Source organism: Nonomuraea rubra (assembly GCF_014207985.1).
GTDB classification, from domain to species: domain Bacteria; phylum Actinomycetota; class Actinomycetes; order Streptosporangiales; family Streptosporangiaceae; genus Nonomuraea; species Nonomuraea rubra.
Genome location: NZ_JACHMI010000001.1, coordinates 3730930 through 3746812, shown reverse-complemented (window position 1 = coordinate 3746812; position 15883 = coordinate 3730930). Strand labels below are relative to the sequence as shown.

14 protein-coding genes are annotated in these 15883 nt (G+C 74.5%); 7 read left to right on the top strand and 7 right to left on the bottom strand.

Annotation, left to right across the window (positions count from 1 at the left end):
- The first annotated feature begins 139 nt into the window (after nucleotides 1-139).
- Together HD593_RS17080 and HD593_RS17075 are read left to right on the top strand one after the other, a co-directional pair.
- Nucleotides 140-907, top strand: coding sequence for a VOC family protein (locus HD593_RS17080; protein ID WP_185103097.1), 768 nt, complete (start codon nucleotides 140-142; stop codon nucleotides 905-907).
- A gap of 385 nt (nucleotides 908-1292) precedes the next feature.
- Complete coding sequence (locus HD593_RS17075) at nucleotides 1293-2525, top strand: MFS transporter (RefSeq protein ID WP_312903509.1); 1233 nt, start codon at nucleotides 1293-1295, stop codon at nucleotides 2523-2525.
- 64 nt (nucleotides 2526-2589) lie between these two features.
- Here the strand turns inward: HD593_RS17075 and HD593_RS17070 are convergent, their stop codons facing one another.
- From HD593_RS17070 to HD593_RS17045, 6 genes are all read right to left on the bottom strand, one after another.
- Entirely contained in the window at nucleotides 2590-3117 is a 528-nt protein-coding gene (locus tag HD593_RS17070) for a CGNR zinc finger domain-containing protein (protein ID WP_312903508.1), read from the bottom strand.
- Nucleotides 3118-3145: 28 nt separating this feature from the next.
- Nucleotides 3146-3604, bottom strand: coding sequence for an SRPBCC family protein (locus HD593_RS17065; RefSeq protein WP_185103096.1), 459 nt, complete (start codon nucleotides 3602-3604; stop codon nucleotides 3146-3148).
- Nucleotides 3597-3935 (bottom strand): ArsR/SmtB family transcription factor, encoded by a 339-nt coding sequence (locus tag HD593_RS17060; protein ID WP_185103095.1) that lies wholly within the window; start codon nucleotides 3933-3935, stop codon nucleotides 3597-3599. The genes HD593_RS17065 and HD593_RS17060 overlap by 8 nt, the downstream gene beginning before the upstream one ends.
- A gap of 39 nt (nucleotides 3936-3974) precedes the next feature.
- A complete protein-coding gene (locus tag HD593_RS17055) occupies nucleotides 3975-4715 on the bottom strand; it encodes an SDR family NAD(P)-dependent oxidoreductase (RefSeq protein ID WP_185103094.1) in 741 nt (246 codons plus the stop codon).
- 81 nt (nucleotides 4716-4796) lie between these two features.
- Nucleotides 4797-5156, bottom strand: coding sequence for a DUF2203 domain-containing protein (locus HD593_RS17050; protein WP_185103093.1), 360 nt, complete (start codon nucleotides 5154-5156; stop codon nucleotides 4797-4799).
- Between the two features lie 9 nt (nucleotides 5157-5165).
- On the bottom strand, nucleotides 5166-5837 hold the full coding sequence (locus HD593_RS17045) for a GntR family transcriptional regulator (RefSeq protein WP_312903507.1): 672 nt from the start codon (nucleotides 5835-5837) through the stop codon (nucleotides 5166-5168).
- Between the two features lie 103 nt (nucleotides 5838-5940).
- Here HD593_RS17045 and HD593_RS17040 point away from each other — a divergent pair, with 103 nt between their 5' ends.
- From HD593_RS17040 to HD593_RS17020, 5 genes are all read left to right on the top strand, one after another.
- On the top strand, nucleotides 5941-7260 hold the full coding sequence (locus HD593_RS17040) for an MFS transporter (protein ID WP_221524797.1): 1320 nt from the start codon (nucleotides 5941-5943) through the stop codon (nucleotides 7258-7260).
- A 261-nt stretch (nucleotides 7261-7521) separates the two neighbouring features.
- Nucleotides 7522-8229 carry a sirohydrochlorin chelatase gene (locus HD593_RS17035; RefSeq protein WP_312903506.1) on the top strand — a complete coding sequence of 236 codons (708 nt, stop codon included), beginning with the start codon at nucleotides 7522-7524 and terminating at the stop codon, nucleotides 8227-8229.
- A gap of 43 nt (nucleotides 8230-8272) precedes the next feature.
- Nucleotides 8273-8821: a GNAT family N-acetyltransferase gene (locus tag HD593_RS17030; RefSeq protein ID WP_185103092.1), complete on the top strand. Its 549-nt coding sequence runs from the start codon at nucleotides 8273-8275 to the stop codon at nucleotides 8819-8821.
- A gap of 96 nt (nucleotides 8822-8917) precedes the next feature.
- The gene (locus tag HD593_RS17025; protein WP_185103091.1) at nucleotides 8918-9373 is read left to right on the top strand and encodes a hypothetical protein; all 456 of its coding nucleotides are present in this window, start codon (nucleotides 8918-8920) and stop codon (nucleotides 9371-9373) included.
- Between the two features lie 89 nt (nucleotides 9374-9462).
- The gene (locus HD593_RS17020; RefSeq protein WP_185103090.1) at nucleotides 9463-9798 is read left to right on the top strand and encodes a hypothetical protein; all 336 of its coding nucleotides are present in this window, start codon (nucleotides 9463-9465) and stop codon (nucleotides 9796-9798) included.
- Here HD593_RS17020 and HD593_RS17015 read toward each other — a convergent pair.
- Nucleotides 9687-15878, bottom strand: coding sequence for a CHAT domain-containing protein (locus HD593_RS17015; RefSeq protein WP_185103089.1), 6192 nt, complete (start codon nucleotides 15876-15878; stop codon nucleotides 9687-9689). The two genes, HD593_RS17020 and HD593_RS17015, sit on opposite strands and share 112 nt — an antisense overlap.
- Between the last annotated feature and the right edge of the window lie 5 nt (nucleotides 15879-15883).

Sequence of the window (15883 nt, the reverse complement as noted above, 5' to 3'; positions counted from 1 at the left end):
ATTCGATTTCGGGGAAGAGACTTATTCGATCGACGGGTCGTGCCAGGCTGGTGGGCACCGGATATGAGTGGCGTCGCCCCTCGGCCCGCACCGGAGGTGCAGAGGCCACCCATCGCTTCGTCACGCGAAGGAGCAGGCCATGCTCACCACGCACTACCTCCCCGGCTCCCCCTGCTGGGTCGACGTCAGCAGCCCCGACCCGGAGACGTCGGTCTCGTTCTACACCGGGCTGTTCGGCTGGGATGCCGTCTCGCTGGGGGCCGAGCACAGGAACTATCGCTTCTGCCAGGTCGGCGGCCGGACTGTCGCCGGCATCAGCCCGGAGGCCCAGGCGAGAGAGGGCTCCGCTTGGCTGATCTACTTCCAGGCGCCCGACGCCGACACCATCACGAAGACGATCGAGCAGGCAGGCGGCACGGTCCTGGCCGCGCCGTTCGACATCGAGGGGCAGGGCCGGATGGCGGCGTTCGCCGATCCGGCCGGGGCGTCGTTCGCCGTCTGGCAGCCCGGCGCGACCAAGGGGCTCGGGCTGGTGACGGACGCGGGCTCACTCGGGTGGGTCGAGCTGTACACGCCCGATCCTGCCGGGATCCGCGGTTTCTACCAGTCGGTGTTCGGCTGGCGGATCGAGGACCTGCCGATGGGCGACGCGTCGTACCCGGTCATCTCGCCCGCGGAGGGTGACGAGTCGTCGTCGGCGGCCGGCATCGCCCAGCTCGAGGCCGGTGATCGGCCGCACTGGCTGCCGTACTTCGAGGTGCCCGACTGCGATGCCACGGTGGCGCTGGGGCAGCGGCTCGGGGCGACGGTGCAGGCTCCGGCCATGACCGTTGAGGGGGTCGGGCGGATGGCGTTCCTGGCCGATCCCTTCGGCGCACGGTTCGCGGTGATCACCAGCTCTGTCTGAGCGGTGCTGCCGAGCCTGTCCGAGAGCGGATGGGCGGTTCCGGCTGGGGCCGCTCGACAGGTGATGGGCAGTCCGGCTGAGGCCTGGGGCAGCCGGCTCGGTCTCAGGGCCGTTGCCGCGGTCCGGACCGCGCTCCAGGCCGAGGTCGTGGGCGGAGTCGTGGGCGGAGTCGTGGGCGGAGTCGGGGGCGGAGTCGGGGGCGGAGTCGGGGGCGGAGTCGGAAGCGGGGTCGCGGCCGGCCTGCGCGCACGCAGTTCGCGCAGGCCGGCCGACCCTCCCCAGCGTGGGCAAATTCGCAGCTCAGGGGGCTGGTTCCGGATACTCATTCCCTCCGGGACGCCGGGCTAACGTACGGGGCGGAGCATGGACGTGTAACGTCTTGCGTGTGTTGACCCGTTACATGGCAGGTGCCGTGCTGGCCCGCACCGGTGATGAGATGTCCGGGCCCGCCCTGCTCGTCACCGGCCTGGCCGTCACCGGCTCGCCCCTGCTGGCCTCCTCGGTACTGGCGGGGCTGACCATCTCGGCCGCCGTCGGAGGGCCGCTGCTGGGGGTGCTGCTCGATCGTGCCCGCCGGCCGGGCAAGGTGCTGGGGTGGTGCCTCGCCGGGTACGCGGGCGGGCTCCTGATGGTGGTCGGCGGGATGGCGGGGCGGGTGCCCGGGGCTGTTCTGGCCGGGGTCGCGGTGGTGACCGGGCTGCTGGGGCCCGCGCTCACGGGCGGCTGGACGGCGCAGCTTCCCCTGGTGGCGGGGGCCGGGAGGCTGGGGAGGGCGACGGCGTTCGACTCGATGAGTTACAACGTGGCGGGACTGGCAGGGCCCGCGCTCGTCGGGGTGATCGCGTCGGCAGGCGGTGGGGTCATGGCGGCTCTGGTGAGCGTCGGGATGCTGGTCGCCGCGCTGCCCGCCGCCCACGGGCTGCCCTCGCCCGACCCGCGCCCGGCGGACGGTGACGGAGGCGCGCGCCCGGCAGGCGGTGAGGGCGGCTCCCGTCCGGCGGGTGGTGACGGCGGGGTGGCCGGGTGGAGGGTTGTTCGGGAGGAGGTGCGGGCCGGGTTCAGGGCGATCGTGTCGAACGGGACGTTGCGGCGGGCGACCGTGGCGTCCATGGTGTCGTGTTGCGGGCTGGCCATGGTGGTCGTGTCGGCCCCGGTGCTCGGTGCCCGGCTGAGCGGGGAGAGCGGGCCCGGAGCGTTGCTGCTGGCCGTCATCGCCGCCGGTGGGCTGGTGGCCAACGCGGTCCTGAGCCGTACCTCGCGATGGGCGGCCGGGGTGCAGGCGGCGGGGACGGCGGTGCTGGGGGCCGGGGTGGTGGTGATGGCCTGCGCGGAGACGTACTGGATGGCCGTGGTGGGGGCGGCCGTGGCGGGGGCGGGCGAGGGGCCGCAGCTCACCGCGCTCTTCGCGGTACGCCATCGCGAGGCGCCCGCCCGGCTGCGTGGCCAGGTGTTCACCACGGGCGCCAGCTTGAAGATCACCTCGTTCGCGATCGGGTCGGCGGCGGCAGGGCCGCTGGCCGCGTACGACGTGAGCCTCGCCCTGCTGGCCGGTGCGGCGCTGCAGGCGGCGGCCGTCGCGGTCCTCGTCGCCAGGCGGCGGGCCGCCCGGGACGGATGAGTGCCCCCAACGCGGCAGGGACGCCGGCGGCGAATGAGCGTCGCGACGGCAGGGACGCCGGCGGTCAGGTGCGGGAGCGGTGGGCGGCGACGCGTTCCCGGGTGGCGCAGCGGCTGCTGCAGTAGCGGCGCGGGCTGCCGCCCCCCACGTCCAGGTACGGGCGCCCGCAACTCCCCGAAGCGCACAACCCCCCGGGAACCCGCTGATGATCGGCGAGCAGCACCGCCAGGGCCATCGCCGACGACGTCAGGAACCACTCCCCCCAAGGCGCGTCATCCCCGCTGTCCACGTGCACGTGCCAGCTGGTCGTCCCTTCATGGCTGGTCAGCCGCGGCGCCCGGGCCGACTCGGCGAGGATCCGGTTGAGCAGCGCCGCCGCCTCCCCGGCGGTGGCCGCCCCCAGCACCTCCCGCAGGCGCGAGGCCGCGGCGCGCATCGCGGCGAGGTCGTCCTCGCCCAGGTCGAGCTCCCCGATCTCGCCGTGCGCACGCAGGACGCCGGCCACCGACGCGACCGACGCCCGCTCGTACAGCAACTCCACGCACAGCTCCACGGCCCGCACGGCCATCGCCTTCGTCGAGTGCACCTTCACCCATGCAGGGTATGCCGAAGCCCGCCGGTCACCGGAGCAGGGCGGCGAGCCGGTCCATCGACTCCCGGCCGCCGCGGGGCCCGTCGGCGCGGATGATCGCGTCGCGGGCCTCCACGGTCGGGTGCACGGACCGGGCGGTGTAGCGGGTGCGGCCGTCCACCTGCGTCAGGGTGACCGTCTCCAGCGCCACCTCCTCGGGCGTGCCTTCGAACTCCCACGTCCGTACGAACCGCTCCGGCGGGACGACGGCGTGGTAGAAGCCGCTGAAGCCCCATTCTCTGCCCCGCGCGTCGACGTTGACGAACCGCCACCGCCCGCCCGGCGCGACCTCCATCCGATCGACGCGGGTGGTCAGGAAACCGGGCCCCCACCAGCGCGGGATCAGCTCCGGGTCCGTGACCACCCGGAACACCAGGTCGGGCGGCGCGTCGAAGTGCCGGATCATGACGATGTCCTGCCGTCCCGGCTCGATGACGAACTCAGTCATGCTCGGATCCTTTCTGGATGCGCCGGATCTCCCGCTCCAGGCGGTCGAACCGGCCGCTCCAGCGCTCGCGGTAGCGGTCGATCCATTCGGAGGCCGTCTCCAGCGGCGCGGTCTCCAGGCGGCACGGCCGCCACTGCGCGTCGCGGCCCCTGCTGATCAGGCCGGCCCGTTCCAGCACCTTGAGGTGCTTGGAGACCGCCTGGAGGCTCATGTCGAACGGCTCGGCCAGCTCGTTCACCGTCGCCTCCCCCTCGGCCAGCCGCGCCAGGATCGCCCGCCGGGTCGGGTCGGCGAGCGCGGCGAAGGTGAGGCTGAGCTGGTCGTCGGGCATGCTGGGCGGGCTTCCTGTCAGGGAGACGGTGCGATCACCCTAGTGGTCGACGATCGCGCCGCAGGAGATGTTCAGCGTCGCCGAGGTCATGCTCGCGGCCAGGTCGGAGGCGGCGAACGCGGCCACGTTGCCCACGTCGGCCAGCGTGGCGGCGCGCTTGAGCAGGCTGCCCCCGGCGATGGCCGCGGCGATCCGGTCCTTCGCGCCGACGCTGTCGGGCAGGCTCTCCGGGATGCCGCCGGTGACCAGGGTGAGGACGCGGATGCCGTACGGGCCGTACTCGGCGGCCCACTGCCGACGCATGCTCTCCATCGCGTCGAGCGCCACCTTGAGCCCGCCGAGCCCGGGCTGCGTCTGCGGCCCGCCGCCGCCGAACATGAGGATGACCCCGCCGCCGCGCGGCGCCATGTGCCGTACGGCGGCCCTGGTCGTGAGGAACTGCGTGCGCGTGGCCACCTCGATCGGCCGCAGGAACTCCGCGGCCGAGATCTCCCCGAGCGGGCGCTGCACGTCCTGGATCCCGATGGCGTTGAAGCAGACGTCGATGCGGCCGGCACGCTCGGCCACGGAGCCGGTGAAGGCGTCGACCGCGGCCTCGTCGAGCGCGTCGACCACGGCGGTCTCGGCTGCGGGGAGGCCGGCGGCGAGTTCGTCGAGCTTGTCGCGGGTGCGTCCGGCGAGGAAGACGCGGGCGCCCTCGCGGGCGAACGCCCTGGCCGCCGCCCCGCCGATGGATCCGCCGGCGCCGTGCACGACGGCGACCTTGTTCTCTAGGAGCATCGTAATCAACCTCCTGGTTTATCAACCTATAAGTTGAATACAGGCCGTGACAGGGCCGCGTCAAGGGCGCACGACGGCGGATCAGAGCGGGCGGCGGCCCGCGAAGCCCAGCTCCGTACGGTGGTACCAGCCCAGCTCCGGCTCCCCCTCGATCCAGCACAGCCGCACCGAGGCCCCGTCGATCAGCGAGGGGAAGTCGACGAGCACCGGCGCGATGCCCTTGACCTCGATGCCCTGCTCGGTCCACCCGCTCAGGATCTCCTCGATCCTGGCCTGCAGCCCCTTCAGCTCGGGCAGGCCGCCCAGCTCGGACCGGCCGCCGGCGCGCCGCTGGAAGTCGATCTCCGCCAGGTCGGCGCGGGCCGCGATCAGCTCCGCGGCCTCCACGATGACGGCGGGAAGCAGCGCGCGGGCCTCGTCGAGGGTGAAGATCCGCTCCATGGGGCCACGTTAGCGGTTCGGCTCGTAGGCGTGGATGAGCAGCCGCTCGGCATGGTCGAGGTAGTCGTCGAGATAGGCGGCCGCCTCCTCGGGCCGCCCCGACTCGATCAGCCCGATCAGCGTGAGGTTGCGCTCGATGAACGGCTCGTGGAAGGCCCGCGGGTTCTCCATGACGTGGAAGACCAGGCGCAGCTCCGCCAGGAGCTGGCGCATGGCCTCGTCGATGCGCGGGCTCTCGTTCAGCGAGACGAGCGTCTGGTGGAAGCGGATGTTGGCGGTGCCGACGCGCTGCCAGTCGTCCTGGGCGGCGGCCCGCCGGGCCTCGGCCACCGCCTCCTTGATCACGGTCAGCGCCTCCTCGGACGGCTTGCGCCGCACGGCCGCGCCCTCCAGCACGCGGCGTACGCGGTAGAGGTCGAGCACGTCCTCCACCGACGGCAGCCGGACGAACACCCCCCTGTTGAGCCGGTGGTCGAGCAGCCGCTCGTGGCCGAGCAGCCGGAACGCCTCCCGCAGCGTGTTGCGCGAGACGCCGAGCGCCTCCGAGATGGACTCCTCCGACAGCCGCTGCCCCGGCTGGAAGAAGCCCTCGCTGATGCGGTCGCGCAGGATGTCGGCCACCCGCTCCGCCGTGCTGCTGCGTCCCAGCCGGGGGCGGTCCTGGGAGAGATCGGCGACCACGTTATCCACAATTAGCAGCGAATCATGGAGCAAACCTCTTGTCGAATTGTTCAACGATCCTTACGTTGATGAGTATCCCCCCTCAACTACAAGGAGCGATCGGATGTCAGGCTCCACCCAACAGACCCGGCGGGTGATCCTCGCCAGCCTGATAGGCACCTCGCTGGAGTGGTACGACTTCTTCCTCTACACCACTGCGGCGACCCTGGTCTTCCCCGCGCTGTTCTTCCCGTCGCTCGACCCGTTCACCGCGACCCTGGCGTCGCTGACCACCAACGCCGTGGCGTTCGTGGCCAGGCCGCTCGGCGGCGTGGTGTTCGGGCACTTCGGCGACCGGGTGGGCCGCAAGACCGTGCTGGTGGTGACCCTGCTGGTGATGGGCATCTCGACGTTCCTCATCGGGGTGCTGCCCGGCTACGCCGCCGTGGGCGTGATGGCCCCGATCCTGCTCGCGGTGCTGCGGTTCGTGCAGGGCCTGGGGCTCGGCGGCGAGTGGGGCGGCGCGGTGATCATGTCGCTGGAGCACGGCGACGGCCGCCGGCGCGGCTTCAACGCGAGCTGGCCGCAGGTCGGCGTGCCCGCCGGGTACGTGCTGGCCACCGGCCTGCTGACGATCCTGTCCTTCACGCTGTCGGACGCGGCGTTCCTGTCCTGGGGCTGGCGGGTGCCGTTCCTGCTGTCCGGGGCGCTGGTGTTCGTGGGCCTGTGGGTGCGGCTGCGGATCACCGAGTCGCCGCTGTTCGCCGAGGTCGAGCAGCGTGGCGCCAAGGCGAAAATGCCGCTGGTCGAGGTGCTGCGCACGCATCCGCGCGCGCTGCTGTCGGCCTTCACCGCGCGCATCGGGGTGGACGTGGCCTTCTACACCTTCACCGCGTACATCATCGTCTACATCACCGGCGAGCTGGACCTGCCGCGCTCGTACGCGCTGAACGCCGTGCTCATCGGCTCGGCGCTGCAGCTCGCGCTGATCCCGCTGGCCGGCGCGCTGTCCGACCGGTACGGCCGCCGCCCGGTCTACTTCGCCGGCGTGGTCGCGGCGGCGGTGTGGGTGTTCGCGTTCTTCCCGCTGCTGGACACGAAGTCGTTCCCGCTCATCGCGCTGGCCGCCGTGGTGGCGCTGATCACCCATGCCGCCATGTACGGCCCGCAGGCCGCGTTCATCGCCGAGCTGTTCAGCACGCGGCTGCGCTACAGCGGCGCGTCCATGGGCTACCAGGTCGCCGGCATCGTCGGCGGCGCGGTCGCCCCGATCATCGCGCTGCAGCTCTTCCAGACGTACCAGTCCACGATCGCGGTCTCGATCTACGTGGTCATCGCCCTGGCCGTCACCGCCCTGGGCCTGGCCATCGCACCCGAGACCCGCGACCTCGACCTGGCCGAGCCGCCCAGGGCCAGGACTCCTCAGGTGGGACCGTTCGCCTGAGCCTGATCGCCGCGAAAGGCGCGCGGGCGGCGGCTGCCAACGCCGCCCGCGGACAGAACCGCGGCGCCGGAGCCGGGAGCATCACGGCGTACGCGCCCGGCGACCCTCAGTCGGTCGTCATCCCTTCCAGGTAGGGGTTGTGACGGAATCGCCATCGATTCACAGAACAAGCAGCCGCGAAACGGCATAAACTGCGCGCCTGTGAGCCTGCCTGTACGAGAACGTTCCCCTCGGCCGGGCGGCGGTCGCCACCGTCGTCCCGTGCCCACGTCCTTGCCGCCCGACGCCCCCGTGCTCGTGCTCGCCACCCCCGGCGGCACCGCCGGCGTGGCCGAGGAGATCGCATCCGTGGTCCGCGTCGACAACCCCCAGATCGAGGTGCGGCTGACGAGCATCGCCGACCTGGCGGACTCGCTGCCGGCAGGCCGCGACGCCGTCGTCGTGCCCCTGCTCACCTGGGACGACCCCGTCGTCATGGCGGAGATCGGCAAGGCCGTGGCGGCCAGCGGCTCCGGCGCCGTCGTGACCGAGGCGCTCGGGCCGCACCCGCTGCTGGCCGAGGCGCTGCACATCCGGCTGGCCGAGCGCGGCCTGGCCAGGGCCGACCGCGTCCGCCTGCTGAACGTCTCCAGCCCCGTCGACGCCGTCATCCTCGCCACCGTGGGCGGAAGCCGCGCGCTGCACGCCGTGCAGGCCACCGCGGTACTCCTGGCCTCGCGGCTCACGCTGCCGGTGGTCGCCGCCTCGCTGGACAGCGAGCCCGGCGTGGACGTCGCGGCCCAGCGGCTGCGCGCCGCGGGCGCCGGGCGGCTGGCCATCGCGCCCTGCCTGATCGGCCACGAGGCTCCCGACGGGATCGTCGAGCAGGCCGCCGCGTCGATCGACGCCGGCCACGCCGCGCCGCTCGGCGCGCACAGCGCCGTCGCCGAACTTGTCGCCCGGGCTTACGGGAGTCAACTCGCCACTTGACCAGGGCTTGTAAAGATCACAGGACTGGGGTTACCTTCTCCGCATGCGCCGTGTGGTCTGCAATGGCGAGCGACTCGGCCTCCGTGACGTCACGGAGGCCGACGTGTCCGCGTTGCACACCCTCTACAGCCATCCGGCCGCCGTCCAGCACGCCCCCTTCGCCCCGCGCAGCCCGCGGGAGGTCGCCGCTCTCGTCGAGGAGGCCGTGGAGGCCGCCGCCGCCGAGCCGCGCCACCTGTACGTCCTGGCCGTCGTGGACGCCGACCGCCGCGACGTGATCGGCGTGGCCAGGCTGCGGATCGAGGCCGAGCTGCCGCACAGCGCGGAGATCGGGTTCGGGCTGCATCCCGACCAGTGGGGCCGGGGCATCGGCACGGACCTCGTACGGCTGCTGCTGGCCTTCGGGTTCAAGCAGCTCGGGCTGCACCGCATCTGGGGCGCCCGCTCACCCGCCAACCTGCCCGCCCAGCTCGCGATGCTGACGGCGGGCATGGTCGAGGAGGGCCGCATCCGGCACCACCTGCACACGCCGAACGGCTGGCGGGACTCGATCGTGCACTCCGCGATCGAGGACGAATGGACCGAACGCTAGCCCCGTGCGACTCTCCCGCGCGTGATCTCAGCGGCGTCACGGGAGTTTGTCGGTGCCGCACCCTACGATGAGGCTCCTCACGGAGGGATAGTCACCATGCTCGACTCGCTGATCGTGCCCTTGTTCGTCACCACGGACCTGCCGCCCGAGGCGGAGCTGGCCGAGTTCGGGGAGTTGCTCACCGAGACGGCCCGCGTGCTGGGCCGCGAGGGCGCCGGCTACGAGGCGTTCCTGGCGGGCAAGGTGTTCTGGCTGGACCGGCCCGTGCTGCCCGAGCAGCGTCCCGCGGCGGAGGGCGAGCTGCGCTTCGCCGGGATGCTCGGCCACCTCGCCGCCTCCGGCTCCGGGCACACCACGCGCGAGGTGGTCGGCGACGTGCGCCGCGCGATCGGGGCCGCCCTGACCGGCCGCTACGGCGACGTGGGGGCGGCGCCCGCCGTGTTCGCCATCCGCGACCAGGACGTGCGCGAGCGCACCCCCGAGACCGCCCTCTACGTGGACACGCGGGACGCGGCGGCCGAGCTGGTGAGCGCGGCCAAGTCCTACCTCTAGCCCCTCTGGCCCCGGATCCTAGCCAGCGGGGGCTCTCGCGTGCGATCGTGAACGACGATCCTTCCGGCGGCCGACGAGCGGGTGGCCCGATGGACTTGGAGGTTCTGGCGATGGCGGTGATCGGGGCGATCTGCTTCGGGCTGGTGATCGGCTGGATCACGTACGGGACGCTGCGCCACCGGGGGCCGGGCGCCGGGCTGGCGGAGCTGGCGGCCGTGCTGGCCGCGGTGGGCGGCGGGCTGGTGACGGCGATGCTGGGGCTGCCCGAGGTGTTCGGGGGGTATGCCGTGGGGCTGGCCGTGGGGTTCTTCGGCTATCTGGTGCTGGTGACGCTGGTGCCCGGCTCTCCGTGGGCGGGCGGCGAGCCGGTCAAGAGGCCGACCGGTGCGTACGACGCCCAGAGGTCCGGCTCGGCGGAGCCGTAGAGGTCGCGCAGGGCCAGCACGGCGGCGCGGAAGGCGGTCGCCGAGGTGGAGCCGGAGCTGAGGCGGGTGTGGATGTCCCTGGCCAGGGCGGCGGTGATCTCGGGTGAGACCGGCCAGAGGGTGAGCAGCGCGGAGCGGACTCCCGCGTGCAGCAGCGCGGCGGAGAGCGCGGCCACGCCGTCCCCGGCGGGCGCGCCGGGCTGAGCGGGTGCCCCTGGTTCGGCGGGTGCGCCCGGCTGGGCGGGCATGCAGGGAGCGGGCGAGGCGGGGGAGGAGGACGCGGCGGGCTCGGCCGGGGGCTCGTGGCCGGTCAGGAGGGCCACGTCCGCGGTGACGTTCATGGACATGAGGCGGCGGGCCGTGAGGAGGCCGTCCGCGAGGCGGAGGCCCGAGCCGAACGGGTCGGCGTGGTCGTACACGGCCGGGCAGGCGAGGTGGAGCACGTTCCAGGAGCCGGGGAGGAGGGCCGAGGTGGCCTCGCGGGCCAGGTGGGGCCGGGTGCCGAGCCGGGCGGCCGCCTCCCGCGCCTCCGCCTCGGCGGCCGGGCCTGAACCGAAGCCGAGCACCAGCGAGCCGTCGGCCGGGGTGCGGGGGCGGCGCGTCAGGCGGGTCAGGGCGGTGGCGGACGGGGCGTAGGCCACGGGGAAACGCTCGATGAGCAGGCGGCCCGACGGGGACAGGGCGTGCAGCGGGATCTGGCGCAGCGCGGGGTGCGGGATCAGGTGGAGCAGGCCGATGCCGTTGCCGAGGGCGTCCAGCGCGTCGGAGAGCAGCAGGTCGGCCAGGCGGCGCCAGAGGTCCGCGCGGTGGCGGCGGGCCTCGATGTCGAGCAGGCCGGGTCTGCCGCCGTCCACGGTGCGGCGGAACTCGGTCAGCAGGTCGTGGCCGACCGAGGTGGGGAACGCGCGGGGCTCGGGCCAGCCGGTGCGGTGGGCCAGGACCGTCACCGTGCCCTCGCCCAGGTGGAACCCGAGCAGCCCCCTCGCCCCCTCCGCGTGTTCCGGGACGCTGACGAGGGTGTCGAGCTGGGCTCTCGTGGGTGGCTTGCCCCTGTGCAGGGCCAGGTGGCCGGGGGTCGTCGGCCGCCACGAGGCCTCCAGCTCCGTCTGGGCGGCCCGGGCTCGGCGGAGGATGGAGGCGGCTCGCTCGGGATCGCGGGTGTTGCGGGCGATCGTCGTGAGGGTCCGGACGGCTTCCAGGTGGGCGGAGGGTTCGGGGGTGAGGGTGTTGAGTTTGGCCTGTTCGGCATGGGTCCAGGCCGTCATGCCGAGGTTCAGGCGGGCCGCCAGCCGGATGGCGCGGTCGCGGGAGGGCTCGTGGCCCAGGGCGCAGGCGCGTTCGGCGTCGGCGAGGGCGGCGGGGAGGTCCTCAAGCCCTTCCTCGGCGATCGAGCGGTGGTGGTAGGCGGTGGCGAGCGCCTGGTCGTGGCCGAGGTCGGTCAGGAGGTCGATGGCCGTGGAGAGGTGGTGGTGGGCGCGGTCGTGGGAGGCGGTGGCGAGGTTCGGGCCCACGAGGCCCGTGGCGGGGCCGGTGGCGGAGTCGGTGGCGGAGCCGGTGGCGGGGCCGGTGGTGGTGAGGGTGAAGGCGCCCAGGTGGAGGTGGGCGATGGCCTCTCCCGGGAGGTAACCCAGGTCCTGGGCGAGAGCGAGCGCCTCCGCGAGCCGCTCCGGTGCTCCCAGGCGGGCGAGGGCGAGCAGGGCCAGGACCGTTCCCCGGCCGGGGGCGGGTTCGAGGTCGAGGGCGCGTTCGAGGAGCGGCACGGCCTCGGTGGGCTCGCCGCGAAGCTCGTGGACCAGGGCGAGGTCGGCGTAGGCGGTGGCGAGGCCGGCGCGGCGGCCCAGCTCCTCGCCGATCGCGATGGCCTCGCGGAAGCGGGTTGCGGCCTCGTCCAGGTGGCCGAGCCTGAGGTGGAGGTCGGCCAGGCCGGACAGGAGCGGCGCCCGGAGCGCCCGCCAGATCGGGGCCTCTATGTGGGCCAGCCCTTCCGCGTACACCCGTTCGGCCTCCTGGGCGCGGCCCAGGTCCGTGAGCGCGGCTCCCAGCAGGACCAGCGACTGGACGAGCTGGGCGGGCAGCGCGGAGTCCGCGTCCCTGGCCAGCTCCACCGCCTTGGTCAGGTGGCCGGCCGCCTCCTCCGCACGTCCCATGGCCGTGGCCGCCGCGCCGAGGTTGCACAGGTGCTCGATCACCCGCTCGTCGCGCAGCTCGTACCCGCGTGCCGCGTACTCGTGGGCGGCGGCCAGGTCGCCCAGCTCGCGGCAGCAGCCTGAGAGCTTGGCCAGGAGGTAGGACCGGTCACGGGCCTCCACGCCGACGTCCTCCACGCCAACGTGCTCCGCGCCGACGTCCTCCACGCCGACGTCCTCCACGCCGACGTCCTCCACGCCGACGTCCTCCACGCCGACGTCCTCCACGCCGACGTCCTCCGCGCCGGAGCCCTTCGCGCCGAGGTCCCCCACGCCGGGTGCCTCCACGCCGAGGGCCTCCTCGGCGAGGGTGCGGGCCGTTGTGAGGTCACCGGCCGCCTCGGCCTCCTCCAGGCGTAGCCGGAGCTCCAGGTGTGCCAGGAACTCTCCCCCGCGTCCCTCGGCATCGAGGGTGGCGACCGCCTGGGCGAGGGTGGCGCGGCCGCGGGTGAGGTCGCCGAGGGTGAGCTGGAGTGCGGCCAGGCGGGACAGGAGCTCGGCGTCCAGGCCGCCCGCCATGGCCGCGACGACCTCGAACGGCGCCTCGGAAGGGCGGAGGTCGAGGGCCGCGGCGAGCCCCGCCAGCCCCTCCTCCAGGCGCGCCCGCGCCCGGCGGAACTCCCCGCGCGCCTCCAGGACGAGGCCGAGCTTGAGCGAGGCGAGGGCCGTCAGCCGGTCCCGGCCGCTCGCGCGGAAGCCGTCGAGCGCCGCCTCCAGCGCCTCCGCCTGCGCCCGCAGGTCCCCGTCACGGGCGGCGAGCGCGGCGAGGCGGTCGCGTACGACGGCCTCCTTGAGCGCGTCGCCGGCGGCCAGGCCGAGCGCCGAGTACAGGCGCTCCTCCGCCTCCCGCGGCTCCCCCAGCCGGACGTCCGCCGCGGCCCGGCCCAGGGTGGCGGTGAACAGGGCGTCCAGGTCACCCTCGGCGGCGGCCAGGTCCGACGCCCGGTCGAGGTCGGCCAGCGCGTCCTCGACGCGGTCCAGCGCGGTCAGGCAGGAGGCGCGCATCACCAGCGCGACCGCCTCCTTGGCCGGCGCCCGCAGCCTCTCGAACGCCTTCGCCGCCGCCCCGAACGCCTCCAGCGCCGCTTCCTGCTCGCCCTCCGCGTACGCCAGCACGCCCAGGTTGTAGCGCACCGACGCGGCCCCGTCGTGGTGGCCGATCGCCTCGTACTCGCGGCCGGCCAGCTCGAACGCCATCCCGGCGCCGCCGGTGTCACCGCGGGACCGGCGGCGGCGGCCGATGCGGTACCACTCGTCGGCGGGCTCGCGCCGCTGCCCCCTGCGGCGGACGATCTCCACCAGCCGGGTCTCGCAGGCGGCGGCGTGGCCGCGGTGGCCGCGTTCCGCCAGGGTCACGGCGTGTGCGTCGAGCGCCCCGCACGCCTGCTCCCACTCCCCCGCCGCCTCCAGCTCGATGGCGCACGCGGCCATGCGCTCGTTCGCGGCGGTGAGGTCGTCCTGGTCGACGGCTGCCCTGGCGGCCGGTACGAGGGCGAGCGCCGCGGCCCGCCGGTCACCGGCCTGCTGGTGCAGCTCGCGGGCGCGGGCCGCGCAGGCGACGGCCGAGTCCGGGTCGCGCAGTGCCAGGTACGCCTCCGCCGAGTGCCCCTGCTGCGCCGCCTCCTCGGCCGGCAGCCCCGCGGCCTCGCACAGCGCCGCCGCGCGCAGGTGGTGCTCGGCGGCGCGGGCCGGGTCGCCGGCGCGCAGGTGGACGCGGCCCAGGTTGCCGAGCTGGAGCGCCTCCGATCGGGGGTCGGGCAGCGAGCGGTAGAGGGCGGCCGAGCGGCCGTACGCCGCGAGCGCCTGCGCATATCCCTCCGCGGCCGGACGCCCGGACCCGGGGGCGGTGTGATCTGCGGCGAGGTCCTCGTGGACCGCTCCCAGGGCGGACAGCGCGTGTGCGGCCCGGGCCGGCGACCCGGCCGATTCGAAGGCCCGTACCGCTCGCTCCAGCACGCGTGCGGCGGTGCGGTGACGGCCGGAGCCGGTCAGCCGCTGCGCCACCTCCAGCAGGAACTCGCCGGGCTCCGCCGCGCCCCGTTCGGCCACCACGAGCAGCCTGAGCGCCACCTCCTCGTCCGGCAGCCGCAGCGCCAGCTCGGTCGCGGCCCGCGCGAGCTGCTCGTCCACGCCGTGCGGGACCTCCGGCCGGAGTGGCGGGGCGGGCTCGTCGCCGCCGGCCACGGCCGGCGCCTCCGAGAACAGGGCGGCGTCGCCTACGCCGGCCAGTGTCAGCGCCTCCGAGAGCAGGGCGGCGTCCCCTTCGCCGGCCAGCGTCAGTGCCTCGGTCAGGTCGCGGGCGTCGCGGTGTGCCGTGTAGCGGGCCAGCAGTGCCTTGCAGAGCGTCCGCTGCGCCCCCGCCTGCCCGTGCGCGGCCTTCTGCGCCAGCTCGACCCCCTGCCGCGCGGACAGCACGGCCTCGCGCAGGTCCTCGGCCCGCCGATCGCCCTCCACGCGGGTGGCGCGCCAGCACAGCACCTCCGACACCAGCCCGTACGCCTCGGCCCGGAACCCCGCCGCCTCCCCCACCGACAGGGCCTCGCGTAACGCGGCGACGGCCTCGTCGGCGGTCTCCTGGGTGAGGCCCAGCCTGAGGGCCCGGCCGAGCAGGAGCAGCGTGCCCGCCCTGGCCGGGTCCTGGGCGCCGAGTGCGGCCAGGGCGGCGCGGGCGGCCGCGACCGGCTCGGCGGGGTCGCCGCCGGTGGCGACGGCCCGTCGGAGCAGGGCGTTGGCCAGGGTGGTCAGGTGCCTGGCCCGGTCCGGATGGCCGGCGGGGGCGTGCCGGGCCGCCTGGCGCAGGACGCTCACGGCGTCGTCCAGGTCGGCGAGGTCGCCGGTGACGAGGTAGCGGCGCCAGCGGCGCTTGCCGAGCAGCGCGAGCCGGGCGAGCGGGTCGGCGCCGAGCCCGCGGGCGCTCTCGTCGGGCGCCACGCGCAGGGCTTCGAGCATCTCGGTGGCGGCTTCGAGCGAGCGTTCGTCGCCGGTGACGACGTACCACTCGATGAGCCCGGACGCGTACGGCGCCACCACCCCGGGATGCGCCCACTGCTCGTGCCAGAAGTCCAGCGCGCACTGCCCCGCCCTGATGAACGCCAGCAGGTCGCCGTCCGCGTACGAGGCCGCCGCCCGCGCGTGGGTGACATCGACGAGCGCCAGCAGCGCCTGCGACCTGCTCCGGCTCCTCGGCGGGGCCTCCGCCGCGGCCACGTAGGCCCTGACCAGCTCCTCGTCGTCGGGCGCCGCCGAGCCGAGCGCCGCCGCCAGGTCCGGTACGTGGGCCGCGTCGCCGAGCGCCGCCCGCAGCAGCACGTGAACGGCGTCGCCGATGACGCCCTTCTCGCCGGTCATCGCGTACAGGCGCACCAGCCCGGCCCCGACCAGCCCGAGCGCGCCGGGCGCCCAGGAGGGGTCGGCGGAGCGCATGGACTCCTGGAGCAGCAGCCGCATCAGCCGCTCGCTCACCTCGAGGCCGGGGTGTGCCATGGCGCGGCGGACCAGCGCGTGGATGAGCAGCCCGACGTGCGGGTACGTGGCCGGGTCGACGTGGCCGAGCATCTCCTCCACCAGCCCGGCCCAGGTGCCGGCCGACTCGCCGGGCGGGACGTTGGAGCCGCGCAGCTTCTCCGGCAGCCGGCCGGGGTCCGCCACGGCCACGGCGGCGAAGAAGGCGCCCGCCACCGCGGCGTCCTGGGTGGTCTGCTGGTCGAGCCGGTAGCGGGCCAGGTGCAGCATCCCGATGAGCCGCCAGGTCGCCGCGTCGGACCGGTCGCCGGTGCACGCCCGCATCGCCTGCTCGGCCTCGGACAGCGCCGCGGGTTCCCAGATCAGCGCGGGATCCGCGGCCTGTTCGAACCGCTCGATGCGGGCGGCCAGCGCTCCGGCCGGTTCGGTCATGGGCA